The 21,316-nt window shown below is 68.1% G+C and carries 20 protein-coding genes; 6 read left to right on the forward strand and 14 right to left on the reverse strand.

Annotation, left to right across the window (positions count from 1 at the left end):
• Positions 1-5 precede the first annotated feature (5 nt).
• Positions 6-362: a hypothetical protein gene (locus A2790_RS00305; protein WP_293386715.1), complete on the reverse strand. Its 357-nt coding sequence runs from the start codon at positions 360-362 to the stop codon at positions 6-8.
• Between the two features lie 290 nt (positions 363-652).
• Here A2790_RS00305 and A2790_RS00310 point away from each other — a divergent pair, with 290 nt between their 5' ends.
• Both A2790_RS00310 and A2790_RS00315 read left to right on the forward strand, forming a co-directional pair.
• Positions 653-2,089: a glycosyltransferase gene (locus A2790_RS00310; protein ID WP_293386716.1), complete on the forward strand. Its 1,437-nt coding sequence runs from the start codon at positions 653-655 to the stop codon at positions 2,087-2,089.
• A gap of 80 nt (positions 2,090-2,169) precedes the next feature.
• Complete coding sequence (locus tag A2790_RS00315) at positions 2,170-2,994, forward strand: hypothetical protein (protein ID WP_293386717.1); 825 nt, start codon at positions 2,170-2,172, stop codon at positions 2,992-2,994.
• 13 nt (positions 2,995-3,007) lie between these two features.
• On the opposite strand, the gene A2790_RS00320 is transcribed toward A2790_RS00315, so the two are convergent.
• The 4 genes from A2790_RS00320 to A2790_RS00335 all read right to left on the reverse strand — a co-directional run bounded on the left by A2790_RS00320 (position 3,008) and on the right by A2790_RS00335 (position 7,310).
• A complete protein-coding gene (locus tag A2790_RS00320; RefSeq protein ID WP_293386718.1) occupies positions 3,008-4,663 on the reverse strand; it encodes a choline dehydrogenase in 1,656 nt (551 codons plus the stop codon).
• 113 nt (positions 4,664-4,776) lie between these two features.
• A complete protein-coding gene (locus tag A2790_RS00325) occupies positions 4,777-5,856 on the reverse strand; it encodes a DUF3667 domain-containing protein (RefSeq protein ID WP_293386719.1) in 1,080 nt (359 codons plus the stop codon).
• Positions 5,857-5,949: 93 nt separating this feature from the next.
• Positions 5,950-6,732 carry an enoyl-CoA hydratase-related protein gene (locus tag A2790_RS00330; RefSeq protein ID WP_293386720.1) on the reverse strand — a complete coding sequence of 261 codons (783 nt, stop codon included), beginning with the start codon at positions 6,730-6,732 and terminating at the stop codon, positions 5,950-5,952.
• Positions 6,733-6,779: 47 nt separating this feature from the next.
• Complete coding sequence (locus tag A2790_RS00335; protein ID WP_293386721.1) at positions 6,780-7,310, reverse strand: gamma carbonic anhydrase family protein; 531 nt, start codon at positions 7,308-7,310, stop codon at positions 6,780-6,782.
• Positions 7,311-7,633: 323 nt separating this feature from the next.
• Between A2790_RS00335 and A2790_RS00340 the strand changes: the two genes are divergently transcribed.
• Positions 7,634-8,398: a PhoH family protein gene (locus A2790_RS00340; protein ID WP_068877092.1), complete on the forward strand. Its 765-nt coding sequence runs from the start codon at positions 7,634-7,636 to the stop codon at positions 8,396-8,398.
• A gap of 18 nt (positions 8,399-8,416) precedes the next feature.
• Here A2790_RS00340 and A2790_RS00345 read toward each other — a convergent pair whose 3' ends face one another.
• Genes A2790_RS00345 through A2790_RS00355 form a run of 3 tightly spaced genes read right to left on the reverse strand, consistent with a single transcriptional unit; the run spans position 8,417 to position 9,865 of the window.
• Positions 8,417-9,064, reverse strand: a complete 648-nt coding sequence (locus A2790_RS00345) for a glutathione S-transferase family protein (protein WP_293386722.1) — start codon at positions 9,062-9,064, stop codon at positions 8,417-8,419.
• Positions 9,061-9,528 carry an SRPBCC domain-containing protein gene (locus A2790_RS00350; protein WP_293386723.1) on the reverse strand — a complete coding sequence of 156 codons (468 nt, stop codon included), beginning with the start codon at positions 9,526-9,528 and terminating at the stop codon, positions 9,061-9,063. The genes A2790_RS00345 and A2790_RS00350 overlap by 4 nt, the downstream gene beginning before the upstream one ends.
• Positions 9,518-9,865, reverse strand: a complete 348-nt coding sequence (locus A2790_RS00355; RefSeq protein ID WP_293386724.1) for a metalloregulator ArsR/SmtB family transcription factor — start codon at positions 9,863-9,865, stop codon at positions 9,518-9,520. The genes A2790_RS00350 and A2790_RS00355 overlap by 11 nt, the downstream gene beginning before the upstream one ends.
• Before the next feature lie 113 nt (positions 9,866-9,978).
• Here A2790_RS00355 and A2790_RS00360 point away from each other — a divergent pair, with 113 nt between their 5' ends.
• The 3 genes from A2790_RS00360 to A2790_RS00370 are packed head-to-tail and all read left to right on the forward strand — an operon-like array spanning position 9,979 to position 14,612.
• Positions 9,979-10,413 (forward strand): MarR family transcriptional regulator, encoded by a 435-nt coding sequence (locus A2790_RS00360; protein ID WP_293386725.1) that lies wholly within the window; start codon positions 9,979-9,981, stop codon positions 10,411-10,413.
• Positions 10,410-11,867, forward strand: coding sequence for an MFS transporter (locus A2790_RS00365; RefSeq protein WP_293386726.1), 1,458 nt, complete (start codon positions 10,410-10,412; stop codon positions 11,865-11,867). The genes A2790_RS00360 and A2790_RS00365 overlap by 4 nt, the downstream gene beginning before the upstream one ends.
• A gap of 60 nt (positions 11,868-11,927) precedes the next feature.
• Positions 11,928-14,612, forward strand: a complete 2,685-nt coding sequence (locus A2790_RS00370; protein ID WP_293386727.1) for a M1 family metallopeptidase — start codon at positions 11,928-11,930, stop codon at positions 14,610-14,612.
• On the opposite strand, the gene A2790_RS00375 is transcribed toward A2790_RS00370, so the two are convergent.
• The 6 genes from A2790_RS00375 to A2790_RS00400 form a co-directional block, all read right to left on the reverse strand.
• The gene (locus A2790_RS00375; protein WP_293386728.1) at positions 14,609-14,842 is read right to left on the reverse strand and encodes a DUF5961 family protein; all 234 of its coding nucleotides are present in this window, start codon (positions 14,840-14,842) and stop codon (positions 14,609-14,611) included. The genes A2790_RS00370 and A2790_RS00375 overlap by 4 nt on opposite strands.
• Positions 14,843-14,874: 32 nt before the next feature.
• On the reverse strand, positions 14,875-15,957 hold the full coding sequence (locus tag A2790_RS00380; protein WP_293386729.1) for a sulfate/molybdate ABC transporter ATP-binding protein: 1,083 nt from the start codon (positions 15,955-15,957) through the stop codon (positions 14,875-14,877).
• On the reverse strand, positions 15,929-16,795 hold the full coding sequence (gene cysW, locus A2790_RS00385) for a sulfate ABC transporter permease subunit CysW (protein ID WP_293386730.1): 867 nt from the start codon (positions 16,793-16,795) through the stop codon (positions 15,929-15,931). The genes A2790_RS00380 and cysW overlap by 29 nt, the downstream gene beginning before the upstream one ends.
• Positions 16,792-17,661, reverse strand: coding sequence for a sulfate ABC transporter permease subunit CysT (gene cysT, locus A2790_RS00390; RefSeq protein WP_293386731.1), 870 nt, complete (start codon positions 17,659-17,661; stop codon positions 16,792-16,794). The genes cysW and cysT overlap by 4 nt, the downstream gene beginning before the upstream one ends.
• Before the next feature lie 6 nt (positions 17,662-17,667).
• Complete coding sequence (locus A2790_RS00395) at positions 17,668-18,693, reverse strand: sulfate ABC transporter substrate-binding protein (protein ID WP_293386732.1); 1,026 nt, start codon at positions 18,691-18,693, stop codon at positions 17,668-17,670.
• Positions 18,694-18,792: 99 nt separating this feature from the next.
• Positions 18,793-21,252: a TonB-dependent receptor gene (locus A2790_RS00400; RefSeq protein ID WP_293386733.1), complete on the reverse strand. Its 2,460-nt coding sequence runs from the start codon at positions 21,250-21,252 to the stop codon at positions 18,793-18,795.
• Between the last annotated feature and the right edge of the window lie 64 nt (positions 21,253-21,316).

A 21,316-nucleotide genomic window follows, 5' to 3' on the forward strand; every position in this document is an offset into this window, starting at 1 on the left:
CGCCGCTAGACCGGCGAGTGCTGGTGAAAAGCCAGCTTCCAGCCGCCGTCGCGCCGGACGTAGCCCGAGCTGATCAGGGCTGAATAGGGTTCGCCGTCCGCGCGGGTGACGTCCGCCCGGTAGCTGATGACCGCCACATCGTCGGTCACCTCGAGCAGCAGCCGGTTGCTCATGGTCAGGTCACGCCAGCGCGTCGGCGAGGTGACGGTTTCGGCCACCTGCTGGTTGGAGAAGATTCCGTGCATCTCGCCCGCCTGCGGAAAGGCCAGCAGGCAGGACTCGTCCACGTGCTGCCGGAAGTGGTCCTTGCCGGCAAGCCAGAACCCCTGCTCGACTTGGAACAGATCGTCTTTCACCGACATCGCTTAGCTCCTCGCTTGGCGAACGGGCCGTTCCCAGGCCGGTTCCCCGCAGCAACGGTCGATGCCAACAGGAGTGAGAGTGTGCCTTGCCTCGAGCCTACGCATTGCGCGAATTCCCGCGTAGAGATGCCAGTCACAACTAGGGGTTTTTTGATCTTTGGACCTCGTTACTCATTTTGGGTCCGGACAGTGCGACGACTCACAGATTTGATAGTCATCAATGTCAGTTGTGTGAGGCCGTGAGAGCTCGCCCGCCCCGCTCGCCGGGGCCCAGTTTATTTGGTTAATACATGAGTAAGACCGAAACCGCCGCACCGCCCACTCCGGGCGCCGCGTCGATGCTCCTTGCCTCGGAACCACCAACGGACCGTCAGGCGGCGGTACGCCGGGACGCGCCGCAGCGGACAAGGCGCGTCCACACGATTCCGATCAAGTTCACCGCCGCGCTTTCGATCGCCGTGAGCTGGACGGGCATAAGCGTGTGGCTGTCGGTCCCTTGGCTTCGCGACCTGTCGGCCGCCACCGCACCGGCCTTTGCGGTCATCTCGATCGCCTTCATCGCCTACGTCCCCGGCTTCATGAATGCGTTTCTGTTCGCCACATTGGCCTTCGACCGTCGGCCGGAGCGGATCAAACCTGCCCAGTATCCCCCGGTGAGCATTCTGGTCGCCGCGTTCAACGAGGCCGGGGCGATCGCCGATACGCTCAAGAGCCTAAGGCTACAGGACTACCCTGGCGAAACTGAGATCCTGGTGCTGGACGACGGCTCGACGGACGCTACGGCGCAGATCGTCGGCGAAGCCATCGTCACCCTCGCCTTCCCCGGCCGGTGTACTGCCCGGTTGGTGCGCTACCCGCAGAACGCCGGCAAAGCGGCTGTGCTCAACCGCGGACTGGCATTGGCGAAGCACGATCTGATCGTCACCGTCGATGGCGATTCCTGGATCCACGCCGACGGTCTGCGACACCTTGTCGAACGTCTGATGTCCGATCCGCCCGAGACGCAGGCGGTAGCCGGCGCCGTCATGGTCCGCAACTCGCGGATCAACCTGCTTACCAGGTCGCAGGAGTGGGACTACTTCCACGGCATCGCGGCCGTGAAACGCATGCAGAGCATGTTTCATGGCACGCTCGTGGCGCAAGGCGCCTTCTCGATCTATCGCCGCGCGGCCCTGGAGGCTGCCGGAGGATGGCCGCCGTGCGTCGGCGAGGACATCGTCGTCTCGTGGGGCATCCTCAAGCGTGAAGGTCGGATCGGCTACGCGGAGGACGCGCTCTGCTTCACCAACGCTCCGACAAGCCTCCGACAGTTCGCGCGGCAGCGACAGCGGTGGTCGCGCGGCTTGATGGAGGCGTTCAAGGCTCACAAGGAGCTGTTGTTCCGGCGGCATCTGCGCACCGTGTTCATATGGTGGAACCTGTGCTTCCCGCCGATGGACGTGGTCTACACCTTCGTGTTCATCCCAGGTCTCATCCTCGCCGTCTTCGGACAATTCTACATTGTCGGACCGGCAACCCTGGCCATCCTGCCGCTCGCCGCAGCCTGGAACCTATTCATCTTTCGCATCCAGCGGCGGACCTTCGCGCATGAGCACCTGGTCGTCCGGCGCAACGTCGGTGGGTTCCTGTTCTACGCCTTCGCCTACAATCTTCTCGTCCAACCGGTGTCGGTCCTCGGCTATGCGTCGGAGGTCATGGGGCTCCGCAAGACATGGGGCACCAAATGATCCGTCCAGCCCTCGGCCTGGCTGCCAGCCTTGTGTTGTGTGCCCAGGCGGCGGCCGAAGGACCGTCGCCGTCCCCGTCCATGGGCGTCGATGTCTTCGCGTCGTCGGACGCCGAGGACACGGAAGTTCGCAAGCTCGGCGTGAGTGTCGACTGGCGGAACTTCGGCCCAGATGATCTCTCGGGCTTGCGACTCGAGAAGGCGACCTTCAAGCCTCTGGGCGAGGATGCGCAGACGGACTGGCGAATCTACTATCGGTTCGGCGAGGCTGCTGCCGGCTGGACCTGGAACGGGCAGGTCGGCACGGACGGCGCGGAGCCTCTGGGCGCCCTTACCGTCCACAACGAGGGCCGCTTCCGCCAAGAGTATTTCCTAGAGCGGGAGATCATCGAGACACCTCAGGGCCTCGAACGCGGCGTCTACTACACCTTCGTCGGCGGAGCGTTCGATGTTCCGCTGGGCGCGCGCGACAGCGCTAGCGTCGTTGTGGCAGCGCAGGAGTTCACCGGAAGAAACCTCCGAACCCACTTACGCCTGAACTACGTGCGATCGCTTCGTCCCGAGTGGGGGCTCACCGCGCAGCTTCGCGCTCGCTACTTCCACAGTTCGCACCCTGGCGAATTCGACTATTTCTCGCCGCGCAACTTCGTGCAGGTCACCCCGACACTGCAGCTCCGCCGTCGCACAGGCGGATGGCGCTACGTGGTGGCCGCCGGACTGGGCGCCCAGCGTCAGACCGCTGGAAAGTGGCGTCCGGCGCGTTCGCTCAGCGCTCAGGTCTCGAGCCCCCCCGCCAAGGCGGGATGGAGCGTGGAGGGGGCCGTCGCCTACAGCAATACGCCGGTCGGCGCAGGCGCCACCTACGACTATCGACAGATCACGCTGGGCGTGCGGCGCGCCTTTTAGGCGCCGTTGCCCCCTATGCCGCCCGCTGGTTGTCTCCGTAGACCGGCGCGTCGTCCGGCGGCAGGAAGGCCTTGCCGCGGATGGCGTCGGAGATCTTTTCGGCGATCATGATGGTGGGGGCGTTGGTGTTGCCGCCCACCAGGGTCGGCATGACCGAGGCGTCGACCACGCGAAGCCCCTGCAGCCCCTGCACGCGGCAGTCGCCGTCGACCACGGCCATGGCGTCGCCGGGCGCGCCCATGCGGCAGGTGCCGACCGGGTGGTAGATGGTCTCGGCGCTCTTGCGGATCCAGGCGTCGATCTCGGCGTCCGTCTGGACCGCTGGGCCGGGGGCGTATTCGGCGCAGATGTAGGGCTTCAGCGCCGGCTGCTTGGCCACCTCGCGCATCATCTTCACACCCTCGCGCAGCGCGCGGCGGTCTTCTTCGGTGGCGAGGTAGTTGGCGAAGATGGCCGGGTCGTCCATCGGGTCGGCGGACTTCAGGCCGACGCGGCCGCGGCTCTCGGGTCTCAACTGACAAACGTGGAAGGTGAAGCCGTCCTTGGCCACCTGCACCTTGCCGTGGTCCTGCATGATGGCGAGCACGGTGTGGATCTGCAGGTCCGGCCGGTCTAGGTCGGGCCGCGAACGCAGGAAGGCCCCGGACTCGAGGAACTGCGAGCGACCGACCCCCTTCTTGAACAGCATGTAGGAGAGGCCGACGCTCAGGGTTTTGATCAGGCCCTTGCGCAGGGAATAGAGGGTGATCGGCTGGGGGCACTCCCACGACAGGCAGACGTCCAGGTGGTCCTGCAGGTTGGCGCCGACGCCCTTCAGCTCATGCACCACCGGGATGCCGTGCTTGGTCAGCTCGTCCGGATCGCCGATGCCCGAAAGCTGGAGGATGTGCGGCGACTGGACCGCGCCAGCCGACAAGATCACCTCGGCGTTGGCATGGATCACGCGGCGGCCGCCCTTGGCCTCCTGGATCTCCACGCCCGTGGCGCGGCCGTTCTCGATGACGATCTTCGTGGTGCGGGCGCCGGTGAGCGCGGTGAGATTGGGCCGCCCCAGCGCCGGGTGCAGGTAGCCGCGCGCGGCGCTCCACCGTTCGCCGTCATGGATGGTGAGCTGGTAGGGGCCCCAGCCTTCCTGCTGGAAGCCGTTGAAGTCGCTGGTCAGCGGATAGCCGGCCTGGCCGCCGGCCTCGATGGTCGCCTTGTAGATCGGGTTGGGGGACGAGGCCTTGGAGACCTTCAGCGGCCCGTCGCCGCCGTGCCAGGGATCGCCGCCGCCCTCGAGGCTTTCGGAGCGCTTGAAGTACGGCAGCACGTCCGCATAGCCCCAGCCGCCGAGGCCCATCTGGCGCCACTGATCGTAGTCGCGGGCGTGGCCGCGGATGTAGATCATGCCGTTGATCGACGAGGAGCCGCCCCAGCCCTTGCCGCGGGGCCACCACAGCTTGCGGTCGTTCAGGTTCGGCTCGGCCTCGGTCCAGAAGCCCCAGTTGTAGGCGCCCTGCTTCTGGATCAGCGTGCCGACCCCGGCCGGCATCTTGACCATCAGCGAGCCGTCCTTGCCGCCGGCCTCCAGCAGCAGGACCGTTTTGGTCCCGTCCTCGGTCAGGCGGTTGGCCAGCACGCAGCCGGCCGAGCCGGCGCCGATGATGATGTAATCGTAGCGGTCCAACAGCCGCCCTCCCCCTGAACCGTGTTTAGTTGGCGGCACCGTGGCAAAGGCCGCGGGGGGACACAAGGTGGCCCGCGCAAAAAGATGACGCAGGCGTCACCATTGCCGCGACTTCAGGCCATGTTGAGCCAGAGGATGGCCAGGAGGAAGAACGACAGCGCGATCGAGCAGAAGATCAGCAGGAAGGTGGTGCGCCAGAGGGCGGAGAAGCCGCTGAGGCCGTAGGCGCCCTTCAGCTGGTAGAACATGTGCGCCGGGATGATGAACGGGGTCACGCCATAGGCGATTGCCGCCGTCAGGCCGCCGATGCGGCCGGCGATCGCCACCAGCATGATCAGCAGCGACATGAAGGTCAGCGAATAGAGAACGAAGACCCCGTGGTCGTAGAGCGTGAAACCCCGCTTCCACAGGAACAGCAGGGCCACGAACGGGATCGAGATCGGGATCAGCAGGAACGAGAATTTGTAGAAGGTCTGCTGCAGCTTGTAGAGCGCCAGCTCGGGGTTCTCGAACTTGTGCTGCAGCTTCTCGTCCAGCTTCTTGCTGCCGGTGGAAAAACCCAGCTGGCCGGAGGCCGCGTCCTTGCTGAGCTCCTCCTGCCAGCCGTCGACTTCGGCGGCCTTGGGGGTGTTGCCGATCCGGGACCTTGCCGCGTCGACGTTCGCCTGGGCGAGCGTCACGGCCGCCTCGGCTGCGGCGCGAGCCTCCGGTGGCGCCTCTTTCAGCGCGGCGCGGGCCTCGGCGAGCTCGCTGTTCCTGCGCGCGAGGTCGGCGGTAGCCACCGCCTGTCGGCCCACCGTGCTCCCCTCCTCCGGCTTAGGCGCATAGCTCAGCAGCATGAACATGACGAAGATCGTGAACAGGAAGACCGCCAGCGGCGAGACGTAGCGGGTCCGCTTGCCTTCGCACCATCCGCGGGTCAGCCGGCCGGGGCGGAACACCAGCAGCGGCAAGGTGCGCCAGGTGCGGCTGTCGAAGTGCATCACCCCGTGCAGCAGCTCCTCGCCCAGGTGCAGCAGCGTCCGGTGGACGTGAGCGGCGTTGCCGCAGTTGTGGCAGAACTTTCCGACCGTGACCGTGCCGCAGTCGGCGCAGGCATTGTGAGGCTCCCCGGCCCTGCCGGTCGGCTTCTCGAACGCGCCGGCGATCAGCCCGCCGGTCGCCGCGCCGCCCACCGCCTCCAGATCCACCATGATACGCCCCCGTTACCCGCGCGGAATGTGACGGGATTGCCGGGGAGCGGCAATATTGCGGGGCGATAAGAGACAGCCGTTGAGTCTAGCCGCCTACCGCCCCTTCCACTGCGGCGGGCGCTTCTGGGCGAACGCCAGCGGGCCCTCCTTGAAGTCCTCCGATGTGTAGAGCGCCGCCACGGCCGGGTACTTGTTCTGGCCCTTCAGCGCCGCCTCCAGGCTGGGCTCGTCCAGGCCTTGGTAGACCGCCTGCTTCGAGGCGCGGATCGACATCGGGCCGAGCTCGCAGATCGACTTGGCGAGTTCCCGGGCGGTGCGCATCAGGTCCTGCGGCGCGGTCACCTCGTGCACGAACCCCAGCTCCTTGCCCTCGGCGGCCGACACGCGGCGGGCGGTCAGGATCATGCCCATGGCCCGCTTGGTCCCGATCGCCCGCGGCAGGCGGTGCAGCCCCCCGGCCAGGGCGGCCAGGCCCACCCGCGGCTCCGGCAGGGCGAAGACGGCGGCCTCCGAGGCCACGATGATGTCGCAGGCCAGGGCGATCTCGAATCCGCCGCCCATGGCCACGCCGTTGACGGCCGCGATCAAAGGCTTGGTCAGGTCGAAGCGGGAGGTCAGGCCCGCAAACCCCGACGGCGGGCTCTTCAGCGCCCCGCCGCCGGCCTGGTATTTCAGGTCGTTGCCGGCCGAGAACGCGCGGTCGCCCGCGCCGGTGACGATGCCCACCCATTGGTCGGGATCGGCCGCGAAGGCGTCCAGCGCCTCGTGCATCTCGAAGTGCGCCGGCGAGTGCATGGCGTTCATGACGTCGGGCCGGTTCAGGGTGAAGATCGTCACCGGACCTTCGCGGTCGACCTTGATGAATTCGTACGCCATGGCGTCCTCCCGTTTGCGCGGACCGTCGGAGGGCGACGCTAGGGACGTCAAGAGACCAGCGACAGCTCGCGCTTGTAGCGCTTCCAGTTCTCCACGTAGTGCGCGGCGCCCAGGGCCACGCGGGCGGCCTGCTCGGGGCTGAGCTCTCGGATCACCTTGCCCGGCGCGCCCATGACGAGGGAGTTGTCCGGGATTTCCTTGCCCTCGGTGATCAGGCAGTTGGCGCCGATCAGGCAGTTCTTCCCGATCTTCGCGCCGTTCAGGACGATGGAGCCGATGCCCACCAGGCTGCCGTCGCCGATGGTGCAGCCGTGGAGCATGACGAGGTGGCCGACGGTGACGTTGGCGCCGAGCGTCAGGGGCGATCCGTGGTCGGTGTGCAGGACGCTGCCGTCCTGAACGTTCGAGCCTTCGCCGATGACGATCGGGTCGTTGTCGCCGCGCAGGGTGGCGCCCCACCAGACCGAGGCGTTCTTCTTGAGAATCACGTTGCCCATAACGGCGGCGGTCGGCGCGATCCAGTATTCGTCATCGTTTGGTAGCTCAGGTGTCACATTGCCCAAGTTGTAGACACTCAATGCCGCACCTCATTTCTTGGCCCGTGGGGCTGTTTAACGGATCCTAAAGGACGTTAGGATCATTCTAGTGATGCGATTCGAAGGGGCGAAAGCCCCCGAGAGATCGCCGCGGAGGTTTCCGCCTTCGTGTTCTCGCGCTGGACGGGGTGGATGGCGCTGAGTCTGTTGTTCCATCGGGCCGTTTCGCCCGGACCCGCAGATGGCGAAGGACCTCCGGGATCCTTTCGCGCCCGGCCTGCACGCCGCCGCATCCTACGTTTCCAATCATTCGAAGGGCGCTCCCATGTGGGACGCCCTTTTTTCTTGCCCCCTGAGGAGGCCTTATGAGCAAGCGGGCTCTGAAGCGACAAGTGCGCGAAGGCGCGTTCGACGCCGGTCAATTCCAGGGGGACGATAAAATCCGCAGGCTTCCGGTCGACAGGGGCTGGTCGCCGTTGCAGCACCACAACGACGACCGCGAGCAGGCCTATCTGAAGACCATCAAGGCCAAGTCGCCGGGCCAGCAGGAACTGATCGACGCCATCGACGCCAAGAACCTGGTCCTGGCCCTGGGCCCGGCCGGCACCGGCAAGACCTACCTCGCCATCGCCAAGGCCGTGGAAGCCCTGGAAGCGGGCCGCGTCGGCCGCATCGTGCTGTCCCGCCCGGCGGTCGAGGCCGGGGAGTCCATCGGCTTCCTGCCCGGCGACGCCGAGGACAAGCTCGCCCCCTACCTGCGGCCGCTCTACGACGCCCTGTCCGACCGGCTCTCCATGAAGCGGGTCCGGGCGCTGATGAGCGAAGGCGCCATCGAGATCGCGCCCGTGGGCTTCATGCGCGGGCGGACGCTGAACAACGCCTTCGTGGTAATCGACGAGGCGCAGAACTGCACCTACACCCAGCTCAAGATGCTGCTGACCCGCCTGGGCTGGCACTCGACCATGGTGGTCACGGGCGACCCCGATCAGTCGGACCTGCTGCCGGAGTTCTCGGGCCTCGGGCCTGTGGCCCGCAAGCTGGAAGAGGTCGGCAACATCTCGGTGGTGCGCCTGCACGACCGCGACATCGTTCGCCACCCCCTCGTGGCCGAGATGCTGGGCGTCCTCTAGGCCCGGAGACCAGGCGGCTCAGGCCGCCTGGTCCTCGAAGCTGGCGAGTTGGTCGCGCAGCGCGCGCTGGAAGGCCGGGCGCGCTTCGCACCGCTCGAGATAGGCCTGCAGCCGCGGCTCGCCCGCCACCAGGTCGGTGTGCCGCAGGATCTGCAGCACCGTCGCCATCATCAGGTCGCCGATGGTGAACTCGCCCTCCAGATAGGGCTTGTCGCCCAGCGCGGCGGCCAGTTCGGAGAGCCGCTTCTTCACCCACACCTCCGCCTCCGGCCGCATCGCCTGCGCCCAGGCCTCCTCGGCGTGAAAGAGGTCGACCTCCGCCAACCGCTGGATGGGCGGCTCGATGGTATTGAGCGCGGAGAACAGCCAGCAGATCGCCCGGGCCCGGGCTTTCGGTTCCGCGGGCAGCAGCGCCTCGCTCTTCTCGCCGATGTGCAGGACGATGGCGCCGGACTCGAACAGCACCAGCCCCCCCTCCTCGTAGGCCGGCACTTGGCCATAGGGCTGGCAGGCCCGGTAGGCGGGGCTGTTCTGGTCATCGCCCAGCCCGATCAGCCACTCCTGATAGTCCAGCCCCACCTCTTCCAGCGCCCAGCGCACGCGCAGGTCGCGCACCAGGCCGCGGGCGAAGTCTGGGACCCAGCGGTACGAATAGAGGGTGATCATGGCAGAGGCTCCTGTGTCACGCCCTCGGCATAGGCCAGCTCGCGATCGAAGGCCTCGCTCCAGCCTCCGATATGGCTGTCGCGGCTCGCAACGTCGCGGAAGGGCGTCTGATGGAAGAGCTGGACGGTCTTGCCGTCCCTCTCGGTGAAGATCAGCGTGATGACCGTCTCCGGGTGCGACGCATCGTGCACCCAGCGGAACGTCATCACGATCCGGCGGCCCGGCTCGATCTCGAGGTAGCGGCCGGCCATTCGGGACTCGCCGTACTGGTCGGAGACCATGGTGGCGCTCCAGTCGCCGCCCTCCCGGAAGTCCAGCTCCGCCGCGGTGCAGGTGAAGCCGACCGGCCCCAGCCAGCGCATGAAGTGGCTGCGGTCCGCCCACATGTCGAACACCAGGCGGGCCGGGGCGGCGAAGGTCCTCTCGATCAGCAGTTCATTGTCGGCCAGGGCCCTACTCGCCATCGCGCTCCTCCTTCTGAATCTGCGCCAGGTAGGCGTCCATCCGCTCGAACCCGGCGTCCCAGAGACGCCGATAGGCCCCGATCCAGCCGTCCGCCTCGCGCAGCGCCCGCGTTTCCAGGCGGCAAGGACGCCACTGGGCCTCGCGCCCCTGGGAGATCAGGCCGGCGTTCTGCAGCACCTTCAGGTGGCGCGAGACGGCCGGCAGGCTGATGTCGAAAGGCGCCGCCAGTTCGCGCACCGTCGCCTCACCCTCGCTGAGCCGAGCCAGGATCGCCCGGCGCGTCGGATCGGCCAGGGCGGCGAAGGTGGCGCTGAGCGGATCGGCGGACGGCGTCATTTATCTCACTCGTTAAATAACGGATGCGTTAAATACAAGAGCTGAGAGACCAGTCAAGTCGGCGGTTGCACACAACGCCCACGCAAACTAGATAGTTCGGCGACCTAACTATCATGCCCGACACGCCGCCTGACATCGTCGCCCTCGCTGAAACCCTGCGGCCCGCCCTGCTGCGGGTGTCGCGGCGGCTGCGGCTGGAGGCGCAAAAGGTAGGGCTGTCCGCGCAGGACGCCCTCTTGCTGGGCCACATCACCAAGAACCCCGGCATCGGGGTCAGCGCCCTGGCCGAAGCCGAGAAGATCTCGCGCCCCACCATGAGCGCCCATGTGAAGCGCCTCGAGGCCGAAGGCCTGATCGCCCGCAGCGACGACGCCAAGGACGGCCGCCGCTCCGGCCTCGCGATCACGCCCGCGGGCACGCGCAAGCTCGAGATCATCCGGCGCGAGCGCAACGACTGGCTGGCCGCCCGCCTCGGCCGTCTGTCCCCCGAGGATCGCGCCCTGCTCGAGGCGGCCGCCGGCGCCCTGCTCCGCATGGTGGACGCATGAGCCCCACCGACGAGCCGCTCGGCGAAGCCCTGCCCGAAGCCTCGGCCCCCAAGGACGCGTCCGTCGTGACGCGCGGCTGGCTGGTGCCGGCGATCATCGGCTCGGCCTTGCTGATGCAGACGCTGAACGCCACGGTCATCACCAACGCCCTGCCCGCCATGGCGCGCGCCTTCGACGTCGAGCCCCTGCGGCTCAACACGGCGATCACGGTCTACATGCTGTCGGCGGCGATCTTCCTGCCGCTGTCGGGCTGGCTGGCCGACCGTTTCGGCGCCCGGCGCGTGTTCATGTGCTCCATCGTCCTCTACGCCGCCGGCTCTGCAGCCTGCGGCTTCGCGGGCGACCTCTGGCAGCTGATCCTCTTCCGCTTCCTCCAGGGCGCGGCCGGCGCAACCCTGATGCCGGTCGGCCGCCTGGTGCTGCTGCGGACCACCCCCAAGCGCGAGCTGGTGGGCGCCATGTCGGTGGTGACCATGCCGGCGCTCCTGGGGCCGGTGATGGGCCCCGTCATCGGCGGCGCCATCGTCACCTTCGCCGACTGGCGATGGATCTTTTTCATGAACCTGCCGATCGCAGTGATCGGCCTGATCCTGGTCTGGCGCCATGTGCCCGAGGTGCGGGAACAGGGGCCATCGCCCGTAGACCTCCCGGGCATCGTCCTGACCGGCCTGGGCCTAGCCGCCCTGATTTTCGGCTTCGAGAACCTGGGCCGCGAAGCCCTGGGCCCGTGGGCGGTAGCCGGCCTGTTTGCGCTCGGCCTCGCCAGTCTGGGCCTCTACGCTTGGCACGCCGGCCGCACGCCCCACGCGGTCATCCAGCTCGGCATCTTCCGCAAGCCCACCTTCACCGCCTCGGTGATCGGCGGCGGCTTCATGCGCGTGGCCATGGGCGCCAACCCATTCCTGCTGGCCATGCTGCTGCAGGTGGCGTTCGGGATGAGCGCCTTTGCCGCCGGCCTGATGACCTTCATCTCGGCGGTCGGCGCCCTGGTGATGAAGACCACCGCCCCGCCGATCCTGCGCCGCTTCGGCTTCCGCACGGTGCTGCTGGTCAACGCCGTGATCGTGGGGCTCAGCTTCGTCGCCTACGCCCTCTTCCGCCCGGACTGGCCGCACTGGGCGATCATGGCGGTCCTGGGCGTCGGCGGCTTCTTCCGCTCGCTGCAGTTCACGGCCCTCAATGGCCTGGCCTATGCCGACGTCGAGAGCGACGAGATGAGCCGCGCGGCGACCACCGCCTCGATGGTGCAACAGCTCGTCCAGTCCATCGGCATTGGCCTCTCGGCCAGCCTGCTGCACCTTCTGATGGTCACGGCCGGCGCGACCCGGCTGACCGTCGAGACCGTGGCGCCGGCCTTCGTGATCGTGGGGCTGGTGACCATGATCTCGATGTTCTGGTTCGCGCGTCTGCCGACGGATGCGGGCGATGAGATGAACGGTCGGCGGGTCGCCTAGGAAAGGGCGCCGCCCGTCCCTATGGTGCGCGCTTCATTCTTGCCGCCCGAGTCCCCTCCGATGAAATTTCTTGCCGCCGTCGCCGCCGTCCTCCTGGCGACGGCCGCCCCTGCCTTCGCCGGCGCCGCGCCGGCGAAGCCGGTGGCGTCCACACGGATCGTCCTGCCGACCGACGTGCGGCCCGATCGCTACGACATCCGCGTGGCGCCGGACGCGGCGAAGCTGACGTTCACCGGCCAGGCCCGGATCGAGCTGACGGTGGTTCGGCCCACCGACCGGATCGTGCTGAACGCCGCCGACCTGACCTTCGGCAAGGTCGGCCTCTCCGGCCAGCCCGCGGCCCCGAAGATCGTGCTGGACGAGCAGCAGCAGACCGCCGCCTTCGTCTTTCCGAAGACGCTGGCGCCCGGCCGGTACACGCTCTCCATCGACTACGCGGGCAAGATCTACCAGCAGGCCTCGGGCCTCTTCGCCCTCGACTACGAGGACGAGGACGGGACCAAGCGCCGCGCGCTCTTCACCCAGTTCGAGAACTCCGACGCCCGCCGCTTCGCGCCCATGTGGGACGAGCCGGGGGTTAAGGCGGTGTTCTCGCTCACGGTGGTTGCGCCGCAAGAGCAGATGGCCGTCTCCAACATGCCAGAGCGCAATGACGACGCCGTCGTCACGAGCGATCACGAGCGCGGCGATGGTACGGTGGGGTCGCATTCCCCCGTAAAGCAGGCCGTTTTCGCCTCTGCCCTCAAGATGAAGACCGTCACCTTCGCCGACAGCCCGAAGATGAGCTCCTACCTGCTCTTCATGGCCCTGGGCGACTTCGAGCGCATCCATCGCCAGGTCGGCAAGACCGACGTCGGCGTGATCGTCCGCAAGGGCGACGCGGCCAAGGGCGAGTTCGCGCTGGATGCGGCGGTGAAGCTGCTGCCCTACTACGAGGACTGGTTCGGAACCCCCTACCCGCTGCCCAAGCTCGACCTGGTGGCCGGCCCCGGCAACAGCCAGTTCTTCGCGGCCATGGAGAACTGGGGTGCGATCTTCTACTTCGACTACGCTCTGCTGATCGACCCGAAGCTGTCGACCGAGGCCGACCGGCAGAACGTCTTCATCGTGGTGGCCCACGAGGTGGCGCACCAGTGGTTCGGTAACCTGGTCACCATGGGGTGGTGGGACGACCTCTGGCTCAACGAGGGCTTCGCCTCGTGGATGGAGAACAAGGCCACCGACCACTTCCACCCCGAGTGGAAGGTCTGGCTCTCGACCCAGGCCGGCCAGCAGGGCGCCATGCGGTTGGACAGCCGGGCGGGCACCCACCCGGTGATCGCCGACATTCCCGACGTCTTCGCCGCCGCCAACGCCTTCGACGCCATCACCTATCAGAAGGGCCAGGCGGTGATCCGGATGCTGGAGGCCTATGTGGGCGAGGACGCCTTCAAGGCCGGCGTCCGCAACTACATCCGCGACCATGCCTACCGGAACGCGGTCAGCGACGACCTGTGGCGCGCCCTGGATCAGGCCGCGCCCGACAAGAAGGTGGTCGACGTGGCGCACGACTTCCTGCTGCAGCCCGGCGTGCCGCTGATCCGGGCCAAGGAGGCTTCCGGCGGGATCTTGCTGACCCAGGAGCGCTTCGGCGTCGACGCGAGCCAGCGCACGCCGCAGACCTGGCGCACCCCTGTGGCGGTGGAGGCCGCCAACGGCCGCTGGCTGGAGGTGGTCAGCGCCGATACGCCGAAGACGGTCCCGGCCGCGACGCCGGCCGTCATCAACGCGGGACAGACCGGCTACTTCCGCAGCGCCTATTCCCCCGCGCTCTGGACCAGCCTCGCACCGACCTTCGCGCGCCTCCCGGCGGCCGACCAGCTTGGCCTGCTGTACGACAGCCGGGCCCTCGGCGAGGCCGGCCTCGCGCCCATGAGCGACTTCCTGGCCCTGGCCCGCAACGCCCCGGCCGACGCGGACCCCGTGGTGCTGGACGCGCTGGCCAGCCAGCTCGGCGCCCTCGACTGGCTATATGGCGGACGCGCCAGCCAGCCGGCCTATCGCGCCTTTGCCCGCGGCCGACTGGCGCCCATCGCCGCGCGGCTGGGCTGGGACGCCAAGCCCGGCGAGAGCGACAACGCCGCGGTCACCCGCCGCGCCGTGCTGGGCCAGCTCGGCGAGATGGGCGATGCGGCCACCGTGGCCGAGGCGCGCCGCCGCTTCGACGCCTGGCTGAAGGATCCCGCCACCCTCTCGGGCGCGGCCCGCAGCACCGTCCTGTCCATCGTCGCCGCCAACGCGGACGCGGCGGCCTGGGAGGCGATCCATGCAAAGGCCAAGGCGTCCAAGGACCCCACCGACCGGGCGCGGCTCTACGGCTACCTGGGCTCTAGCGAAGACGCCGCCCTGGCCGACCGCACCCTGGCCCTGGCCCTGAGCGGCGAGCCGCAGCCGACCGAAGTCCCCGGCATCATCGCCGCCGTCGCCGGGGCCTTCCCGGACAAGGCGTACGACTTCGCCTTGGCCAACCGCGCGAAGCTTGAGGCGTTCCTCGAGCCCACCAGCCGCATCACCTATTTCGCGCAACTGGCCACCGGCTCGCGCGATCCGGCGATGCTGGACAAGCTCGCGAAGCTCAAGGCCACCGTGCCGGCCTCAACCCGCGGCGAGGTCGAGAAGGCCGAGGCGGCGGTCCGTTATCGTCTGGGCGTGATCAGGGACCGGGTGCCGGAGATGGACCGCTGGCTGGCCGCAAACGGCGGCTAGTCGCAGGGCGCGGTTTCGCCGGTCTCGGGGTCGATGCGGAAGCACTGGCGCTCGCCGGTGTCCAGGTCCTCGACGTAGAGGCTGACCTCGTTGTCGGCGTCGGCCACGGGGTGGTGCTCGCCCAGGAAACTCAGGGCTGCGTCCTCGAAACTGACGCCTTCAATGAGGTGGGCGCGGGACGCCGACTCAGCGACGCCATGGACACAGAAGCGGCGGGTGAGTTCGCTCATGTCCCCTCAACGCACGACTCAGCCGTTTGGATTCAAGCGGCGGCGTAAACCTGTGGACGGAGGGGGGTGATCCGCACCGACAGCCCCGGACCGACGCCCGGCGGCAGGCTGGGCCCGTGGGCTTGCAGCTCCATAGGCGCGCCCTCTACGTGACAGTCGATCCGCACGTCCGGACCGCGCTGGGCGACGCCGCGCACCTGGGTCGCAAGGCCCGTCCCGCCCGGCGGCGCAAAGGCCACCTCGTCGGGCCGGAAGAACACCTCGACCGGGCCCTGGGGCGCGCCGGCCGGCGCCTCGCCCTCCCAGCCGGCGATCCGCAGCCGCCCCCCGTCCACGACACCGGGCAGCCGGCAGGCCTGGCCCAGGAAGTCGAAGACGAAAGGCGTCGCGGGATGCTCGTAGACCTCGTTGGGCGTGCCAAGCTGGATCAGCTCGCCGTCCTTCAGGATCGCCACCCGGTCAGCCAGGTCCAGCGCCTCCTCCTGATCGTGCGTGACGAAGACGGTGGTGACGCCCGCCCGGTCGTGCAGCTCGCGCAGCCAGCGGCGCAGCTCGCGCCGGACCTGGGCGTCGAGGGCGCCGAACGGCTCGTCCAGCAGCAGCATCCGCGGCTCGATCGCCAGCGCCCGCGCGAGGGCCACGCGCTGCCGCTGGCCGCCCGAGAGCTGGGAGGGGTAGCGCTTGTCGAGCCCCTCGAGCTGCACGAGCTGCAGCAGGTGCGCCACGCGGTCGGCGATCTCGGCCTTGCCCGGCTTTTCCGCCCGCTTCCGGACCGTCAGCCCGAACGCGATATTCTGTGCCACGGTCATGTGCCGGAACAGGGCGTAGTGCTGGAACACCATCCCGACCTTCCGGCGACGCACCGGCAGGGCCAGGAAGTCCTCACCCGCGAAGCGCACTTCGCCGGCGTCGGGCGTCTCCAGCCCGGCCAGCACGCGCAGCAGCGTCGTCTTGCCCGAGCCGGACGGCCCCAGCAGCGCCAGGAATTCCTTGTCCTTGGCCTGGAGCGACACCTGCTTCAGCGCCGGAAAGCGGCCGAAGGCCTTCGAGATCCCCTTGATCTCAAGGGCGGTCGGGGTCGGGGCGCTAATGTCGTCGGCTTGCCGAAAGTTCACCGGAATGACGCCATTCGAGGACGGTCTTGAGGACCAGGGTGAGGAGCCCGAGGCCGGCCAGGATTGAGGCCGCCGCGAAGGCGCCGACGAATTCGTAGTCATTGTAGAGCACCTCGACGTGGAGCGGCAAAGTGGTGGTCAGGCCACGGACGCTGCCGGAGACGACGGAGACCGCGCCGAACTCGCCCATGGCGCGGGCGTTGCACAAAAGGACGCCATAGAGCAGCGCCCACTTGATGTTCGGCAGCGTCACCCGAAAGAAGGTGGTCCAGCCGCCGGCGCCCAGGGTGAGCGCGGCGGCCTCTTCGTCCGCGCCCTGGTCCTGCATCAGCGGGATCAGTTCGCGGGCGACGAATGGGAGCGTGACCAGGGTGGTCGCCAGGACCAAGCCCGTGGTGGCGAAGATGATCTTCACGCCGTGGTCCTGCAGCCAGGGGCCGAACCACCCCTGGGCGCCGAACAGCAGCACCCAGACCAGGCCCGAGACCACCGGCGACATGGAGAACGGCAGGTCGATGAAAGTGACCAGGAGGCTCTTGCCCCGGAACTCGAACCTGGCCACCGCCCACGCGGCCGCCACGCCGAACACCGCGTTCAGCGGCACGGAGATCGCCGCCACGACCAGGGTCAGCCGGATCGCGGCCAGGGCGTCGGGCTGCTTCAGCGGCTCCAGATAGGCCTCAAGCCCCCGGGCGAACGCCTGGTGGAAAACCACGCCCAGCGGCAGCACGATCAGCACGCCCAGGACCAGGAGCGTCAGGGCCAGGAACAGGGGCGCAAGCCCCGGCAGACGAACGAGGGGGCCCCGCCCTGCGAAGCCTTGGCGAAGCAGGGTCATGCGCGGCCTCGCCGGGCCAGGACGAGCTGCAGGCCATTGACCGCCAGCAGCGCGCCGAAGGAGATCAGCAGCATGGCCAGCCCCACCGTGGCGGCGCCGGCGTAGTCGTACTGTTCCAGCTTGATGACGATCAGCAGCGGGGCGATCTCGGACTTCAGCGGCATGTTGCCGGCGATGAAGATCACGCTGCCGTACTCGCCGACCGCCCGCGCGAAGGCCAGGCTGAAGCCCGAGACCAGCGCCGGCAGGACGGCTGGAAGCACCACGAGGCGAAAGCGCTGCAGGTTGGTGGCGCCGAGGGTCTGGGCGGCCTCCTCCACCTCCCGGTCCAGGTCCTGCAGCACCGGCTGGACCGTACGCACGACGAACGGCAGGCCGATGAACAGGAGCGCGATGTAGATCCCGATGGGATTGTAGGCGGCCTTGATCCCCAGCTTCGCCAGGGGCTCGCCGAGGACGCCGGTGGGGCCATAAATGGCCGTGAGCGCGATGCCCGCCACCGCTGTCGGCAGAGCGAACGGCAGGTCGACGAGCGCGTCGATGACCCGTCGGCCCGGGAACTCGTATCGGGTGAGCGTCCAGGCGGTCATCAAGCCCAGCGGGATGTTGGTCAGCGCCGCCAGGAGCGACACGCCGAAGCTGAGGCGCAGCGCGGCCAGCACCCGGTCTTCGGTCAGGGTCGACCAGATGCCCGAGAGCCCGACCTCCCAGGGCCGAAGCACGAGGGCGGTGAGCGGCAGAACCACCACGAGGCCCAGCCACATGAGGGTCCAACCCATGGCCAAGGGGAAGCCTGGGAGGATGCTGGGCTGCAGCCAGCGACGGCGAGGCGTCCGCGGCGGGGACGCCAGTGCGGCGACGGTCATCCGGCGCTAGCGCCTGTAGATGCGGTCGAACACGCCGCCGTCGGCGAAGTGCGCCGCCTGGGCCTTTCGCCACCCGCCGAACTCGCCATCGATGGTCACCATGGGCAGCTTCCGGAACTTGGCCCCGTACTTGGCCAGCGCCTTGGGGTCGCGCGGCCGGAAATGGTGCTTGCCGATCAGATCCTGCGCCAGGGGGCTGTAGAGGAAGTTCAGGTAGCCGGTGGCGACCACCCGCGTACCGTGGCGCTGGACGTTCTTGTCCACCAGGGCCGCCGTCGGCTCCGCCAGGATCGAGAGGCTGGGATAGACGATGTCGAACTTCGGCCCGAACTCCTCCAGCGACAGATAGGCTTCGTTCTCCCAGGCCAGCAGCACATCGCCCAGGCCGCGCTCGGCGAAGGTCGTCGTGGATCCCCGCGCGCCGGTGTCGAGGACGGGCACGTTCTTGAACAGGGCCGACAGATAGGCTTCGGCCTTCGCCGGCGTCCCCCCCGGCTGCTTCAGCGCCCAGGCGTAGGCGGCCAGGTAGTTCCAGCGCGCGCCGCCCGAGGTCTTGGGGTTCGGGGTGATCACCTGGACGCCCGGCTTGACCAGGTCGCCCCAGTCCCGGATGCCCTTCGGATTCCCCTTCCGCACCAGGAACACGATGGTCGAGGTGTAAGGCGCAGAGTTGTTGCGCAGGCGGCTCTGCCAGTTCGCGGGCAGCAGCTTGGCGCGCGTGGCGATCTCGTCGATGTCGTAGGCCAGGGCCAGGGTGACGACGTCGGCTTCCAGGCCGTCGATGACCGCCCGGGCCTGCTTGCCCGAGCCGCCGTGGCTCTGGTTGAGGGTCAGGGTCTGGCCTGTCCGCGACTTCCAATAGGCGGCGAAGGCGGCGTTGACGTCCTTGTAGAGCTCGCGCGTCGGATCGTAGCTGACGTTGAGCAGCGTCAGCGACTTGCCCGACTCGGCGCTGGCCCAGCCGGGAACCACCGCCACGGCGGCTGCGGTGGCGATGAGGCGGCGGCGGTTCAGTATCTCGTCGATCGACATGGCAGGCTCCCGGAGCGGTCCAGCAACTAAGCCAGATCATCCCCATAGATTAAATAGGAATAAGATGAAGGCGACCGCAGTTTTTCTGCGCCCGCCTGGTCAGAACGCTGCCTTCAGCGTTACGCCGAAGGTCTGCGGGTCGCCCGGCGTGCCGGCGATCAACCCGGTGTTGCTGGGGCCCACGGCGAGCTGTTCGAAGTAGTCCTCGTGGAAGGCGTTGCGGACCCAGGCGTAGAGGTTCAAGCCCTCCGGCGTCCGGAAGCCGGCCCGGAAGTTGGAAAGCGCATAGCCGTCGACCCAGGTGTAGGCGGAGGGCGAGGCGTTGGACGAGAAGTTCGACCGGTAGCTGCCGTCGTAGCCCAGGTAGAGCTCGCCCTCATTGCCGAGCAACGTCGCCGGCGCATTCATTTCGGCGCCGAACGAGAGGCTCCACTTGGACACGCCCGGAAGTCGCTGGCCCGAGATGTCGCAATTGGCCGGGCTGAGGCCGCCAGGCGTTCCCGGCGCGCTCGGGGTCTGCCCGGCGCCGACCGTCGTGCCGCCCGACAGTTCCGGCGGGCACGGGGCGTCCACGAACTTGCGGTAGGTGGCGTCGGTATAGGCGCCGTTGAGATAGGCGTTGAACCGTTCGCTGGGCCGGACGGCGAAGTCGAACTCGAAGCCCTGGCTGCGGACCTTGCCGGCATTGGCCAGGTAGCCCCGCAGGACGCCCAACTGACCGTTCGTGACCGTGGCCTGGTAATCCTTGATGTCGGTGCGGAAGGCCGAGAGGTTGAGGGTCGCCCGCCGATCCCAGAACTGGGTCTTCAGGCCCGCCTCGTAGTGGTCCACGTCCTCGGGCTTGATGGCGCCCGCCGCCAGGATCGGGTTTCCCGCCGCGTCGGTCGGCAGGCCGTTCTGGTTCACCCCGCCGGTCTTGAAGCTCTTGGCGTAGGTGGCGTAGCCCAGCACGTCCCGAGCGAACCGGTAGCTGGCCGTCAGGTCGTAGCTGAAGTTCCAGTCGCTGAACTCCGGCGCACTGAGCTGCGGCGTGAAGACGGCAAGCTGCGCGGCCCGGCGGGCGCCCGTCTGGCCCAACAGGACGGGAAGCCCCTGCCCGTCGAAGACGAGGCGCTGATAGAACCCCTCCTTCTTGTCGTAGTTCAGCCGCACGCCCGGCTGGATCGTAAGGTCCTCAGTCAGCTTCCAACTCGCCTGGCCGAACAGGGCGAAGCTGGTGTTCTTGAGCGATTGCGTATTGCGCGCCACCAGGCCGTCCAGGACGGTCGGATCGTTCGAAAGCGGGTTGCTGGGGGTGATGTTCCAGCGGCTGGACGCAGGTCCCTGCTGCTCCACGCCCTGGGTGTCCACCCGTTGCTTGAAGGCGAAGGCGCCCACCACGAGATCGAGCCGCTCGTTTGCGTAGTTGTAGCGCAGCTCCTGCGAGTACTGGTCCTGCTGCGACGGGTTCTGCGACTTCGAGACGATCGACAGCCCCAGGAAGTCGCGGTCGTTCTCCGGCTTCCAGTCCCAGAAGCGCCAGGCGGTGATCGACGTCAGCGTGCCCGGCCCCACGTTCCAGACCACCCGCGCCGAAGCCCCGCCGATCTTGTTGCCCGCGTTGAGATTGGCGTCGACGTCGGTGAGGCGGTCGAAGGGATTGGTGCTGACGACCGAATAGCCCTGCGCGGCCGCGAGGGCGGCGTACTGGCGGTTCAGCGGCCGCTGGGTCGCGCCGGTCCGCACATAGATCTGGGCGCAGCACTCGGCGTCCTGCTTGCTGTAGTCGGCCGCGAACGTCACCGCCAGATTGTCGCTCGGCCTGTAGAGGATCTGACCGCGGACGCCGAGATTGTCCTGGGCGTTCACGTACTGCCGGCTGGTGACATTGTAGATCGTCCCGCGGCGGGTGGTGGTCGAAACGGCCAGTCGCGCGGCGATGGTGTCCGTCAGCGGGCCCGAGATCGCCGCCTTCGCCTGCTTGAACTGAAGGTTGCCCACCGAGACCTCCGCCTTGCCTTCGAAATCGAAGGTCGGCTGGTTGGTGGTGATGTTCACCGCCCCGGCGGTGGTGTTCTTGCCGTAGAGCGTGCCTTGCGGGCCGCGCAGCACCTCGATCCGCGAGATGTCCAGGAAGTCGAACGTCGCCGTGGCGACGCGGGCGTTATAGACGTCGTCCACATAGAACCCGACGCCCTGCTCGAAGCCGTCGCTGGTCAGGCCGAACGGCACGCCCAGGCCGCGGATATTCACGGCCGTGTTGCGCGGGTTCGACGAATAGTACTGCAGGGTCGGCGTGAGCTGCTGTAGGCGGCCGACGTTGAACGCGCCGGTCGCGTCCACCTTGTCCGCCCCGATCACCGAGATCGCCAGCGGGACCGACTGCACCGTCTCCTGCCGCCGCCGGGCGGTGACGGTCACCTCCCCCACCGTCGCGCCGGCCTCCTGGTCCGCCGCGATGGCGGCCGCGTCGGTCGCAGGCGCCGGCGCGGCCGTCTGGGCGATCGCGCCTGTCGCGACCCCGCAGAGCAGCAGGGTTAGGAGGGCGGGCGCGATCTCGCGCAGGGCTGGTGACGTCATCTCGAATCCCCCGGTTGCGGTCCGGGAGACCTTACACCCTTTAATCCTATCGACTAGATGGGAT

This window comes from Phenylobacterium sp. RIFCSPHIGHO2_01_FULL_69_31 (genome assembly GCF_001824475.1).
GTDB lineage: Bacteria > Pseudomonadota > Alphaproteobacteria > Caulobacterales > Caulobacteraceae > Phenylobacterium.

What these genes read in the sequence shown, in the direction of transcription:
- A2790_RS00305 (WP_293386715.1), bottom strand. Translation starts at nt 362, where the DNA reads ATGTCGGTGAAAGACGATCTGTTCCAAGTCGAGCAGGGGTTCTGGCTT.
- A2790_RS00310 (WP_293386716.1), top strand. Translation starts at nt 653, where the DNA reads ATGAGTAAGACCGAAACCGCCGCACCGCCCACTCCGGGCGCCGCGTCG.
- A2790_RS00315 (WP_293386717.1), top strand. Translation starts at nt 2,170, where the DNA reads ATGGGCGTCGATGTCTTCGCGTCGTCGGACGCCGAGGACACGGAAGTT.
- A2790_RS00325 (WP_293386719.1), bottom strand. Translation starts at nt 5,856, where the DNA reads ATGGTGGATCTGGAGGCGGTGGGCGGCGCGGCGACCGGCGGGCTGATC.
- A2790_RS00330 (WP_293386720.1), bottom strand. Translation starts at nt 6,732, where the DNA reads ATGGCGTACGAATTCATCAAGGTCGACCGCGAAGGTCCGGTGACGATC.
- A2790_RS00340 (WP_068877092.1), top strand. Translation starts at nt 7,634, where the DNA reads ATGAGCAAGCGGGCTCTGAAGCGACAAGTGCGCGAAGGCGCGTTCGAC.
- A2790_RS00345 (WP_293386722.1), bottom strand. Translation starts at nt 9,064, where the DNA reads ATGATCACCCTCTATTCGTACCGCTGGGTCCCAGACTTCGCCCGCGGC.
- A2790_RS00350 (WP_293386723.1), bottom strand. Translation starts at nt 9,528, where the DNA reads ATGGCGAGTAGGGCCCTGGCCGACAATGAACTGCTGATCGAGAGGACC.
- A2790_RS00355 (WP_293386724.1), bottom strand. Translation starts at nt 9,865, where the DNA reads ATGACGCCGTCCGCCGATCCGCTCAGCGCCACCTTCGCCGCCCTGGCC.
- A2790_RS00360 (WP_293386725.1), top strand. Translation starts at nt 9,979, where the DNA reads ATGCCCGACACGCCGCCTGACATCGTCGCCCTCGCTGAAACCCTGCGG.
- A2790_RS00365 (WP_293386726.1), top strand. Translation starts at nt 10,410, where the DNA reads ATGAGCCCCACCGACGAGCCGCTCGGCGAAGCCCTGCCCGAAGCCTCG.
- A2790_RS00370 (WP_293386727.1), top strand. Translation starts at nt 11,928, where the DNA reads ATGAAATTTCTTGCCGCCGTCGCCGCCGTCCTCCTGGCGACGGCCGCC.
- A2790_RS00375 (WP_293386728.1), bottom strand. Translation starts at nt 14,842, where the DNA reads ATGAGCGAACTCACCCGCCGCTTCTGTGTCCATGGCGTCGCTGAGTCG.
- cysW (WP_293386730.1), bottom strand. Translation starts at nt 16,795, where the DNA reads ATGACCCTGCTTCGCCAAGGCTTCGCAGGGCGGGGCCCCCTCGTTCGT.
- cysT (WP_293386731.1), bottom strand. Translation starts at nt 17,661, where the DNA reads ATGACCGTCGCCGCACTGGCGTCCCCGCCGCGGACGCCTCGCCGTCGC.
- A2790_RS00395 (WP_293386732.1), bottom strand. Translation starts at nt 18,693, where the DNA reads ATGTCGATCGACGAGATACTGAACCGCCGCCGCCTCATCGCCACCGCA.
- A2790_RS00400 (WP_293386733.1), bottom strand. Translation starts at nt 21,252, where the DNA reads ATGACGTCACCAGCCCTGCGCGAGATCGCGCCCGCCCTCCTAACCCTG.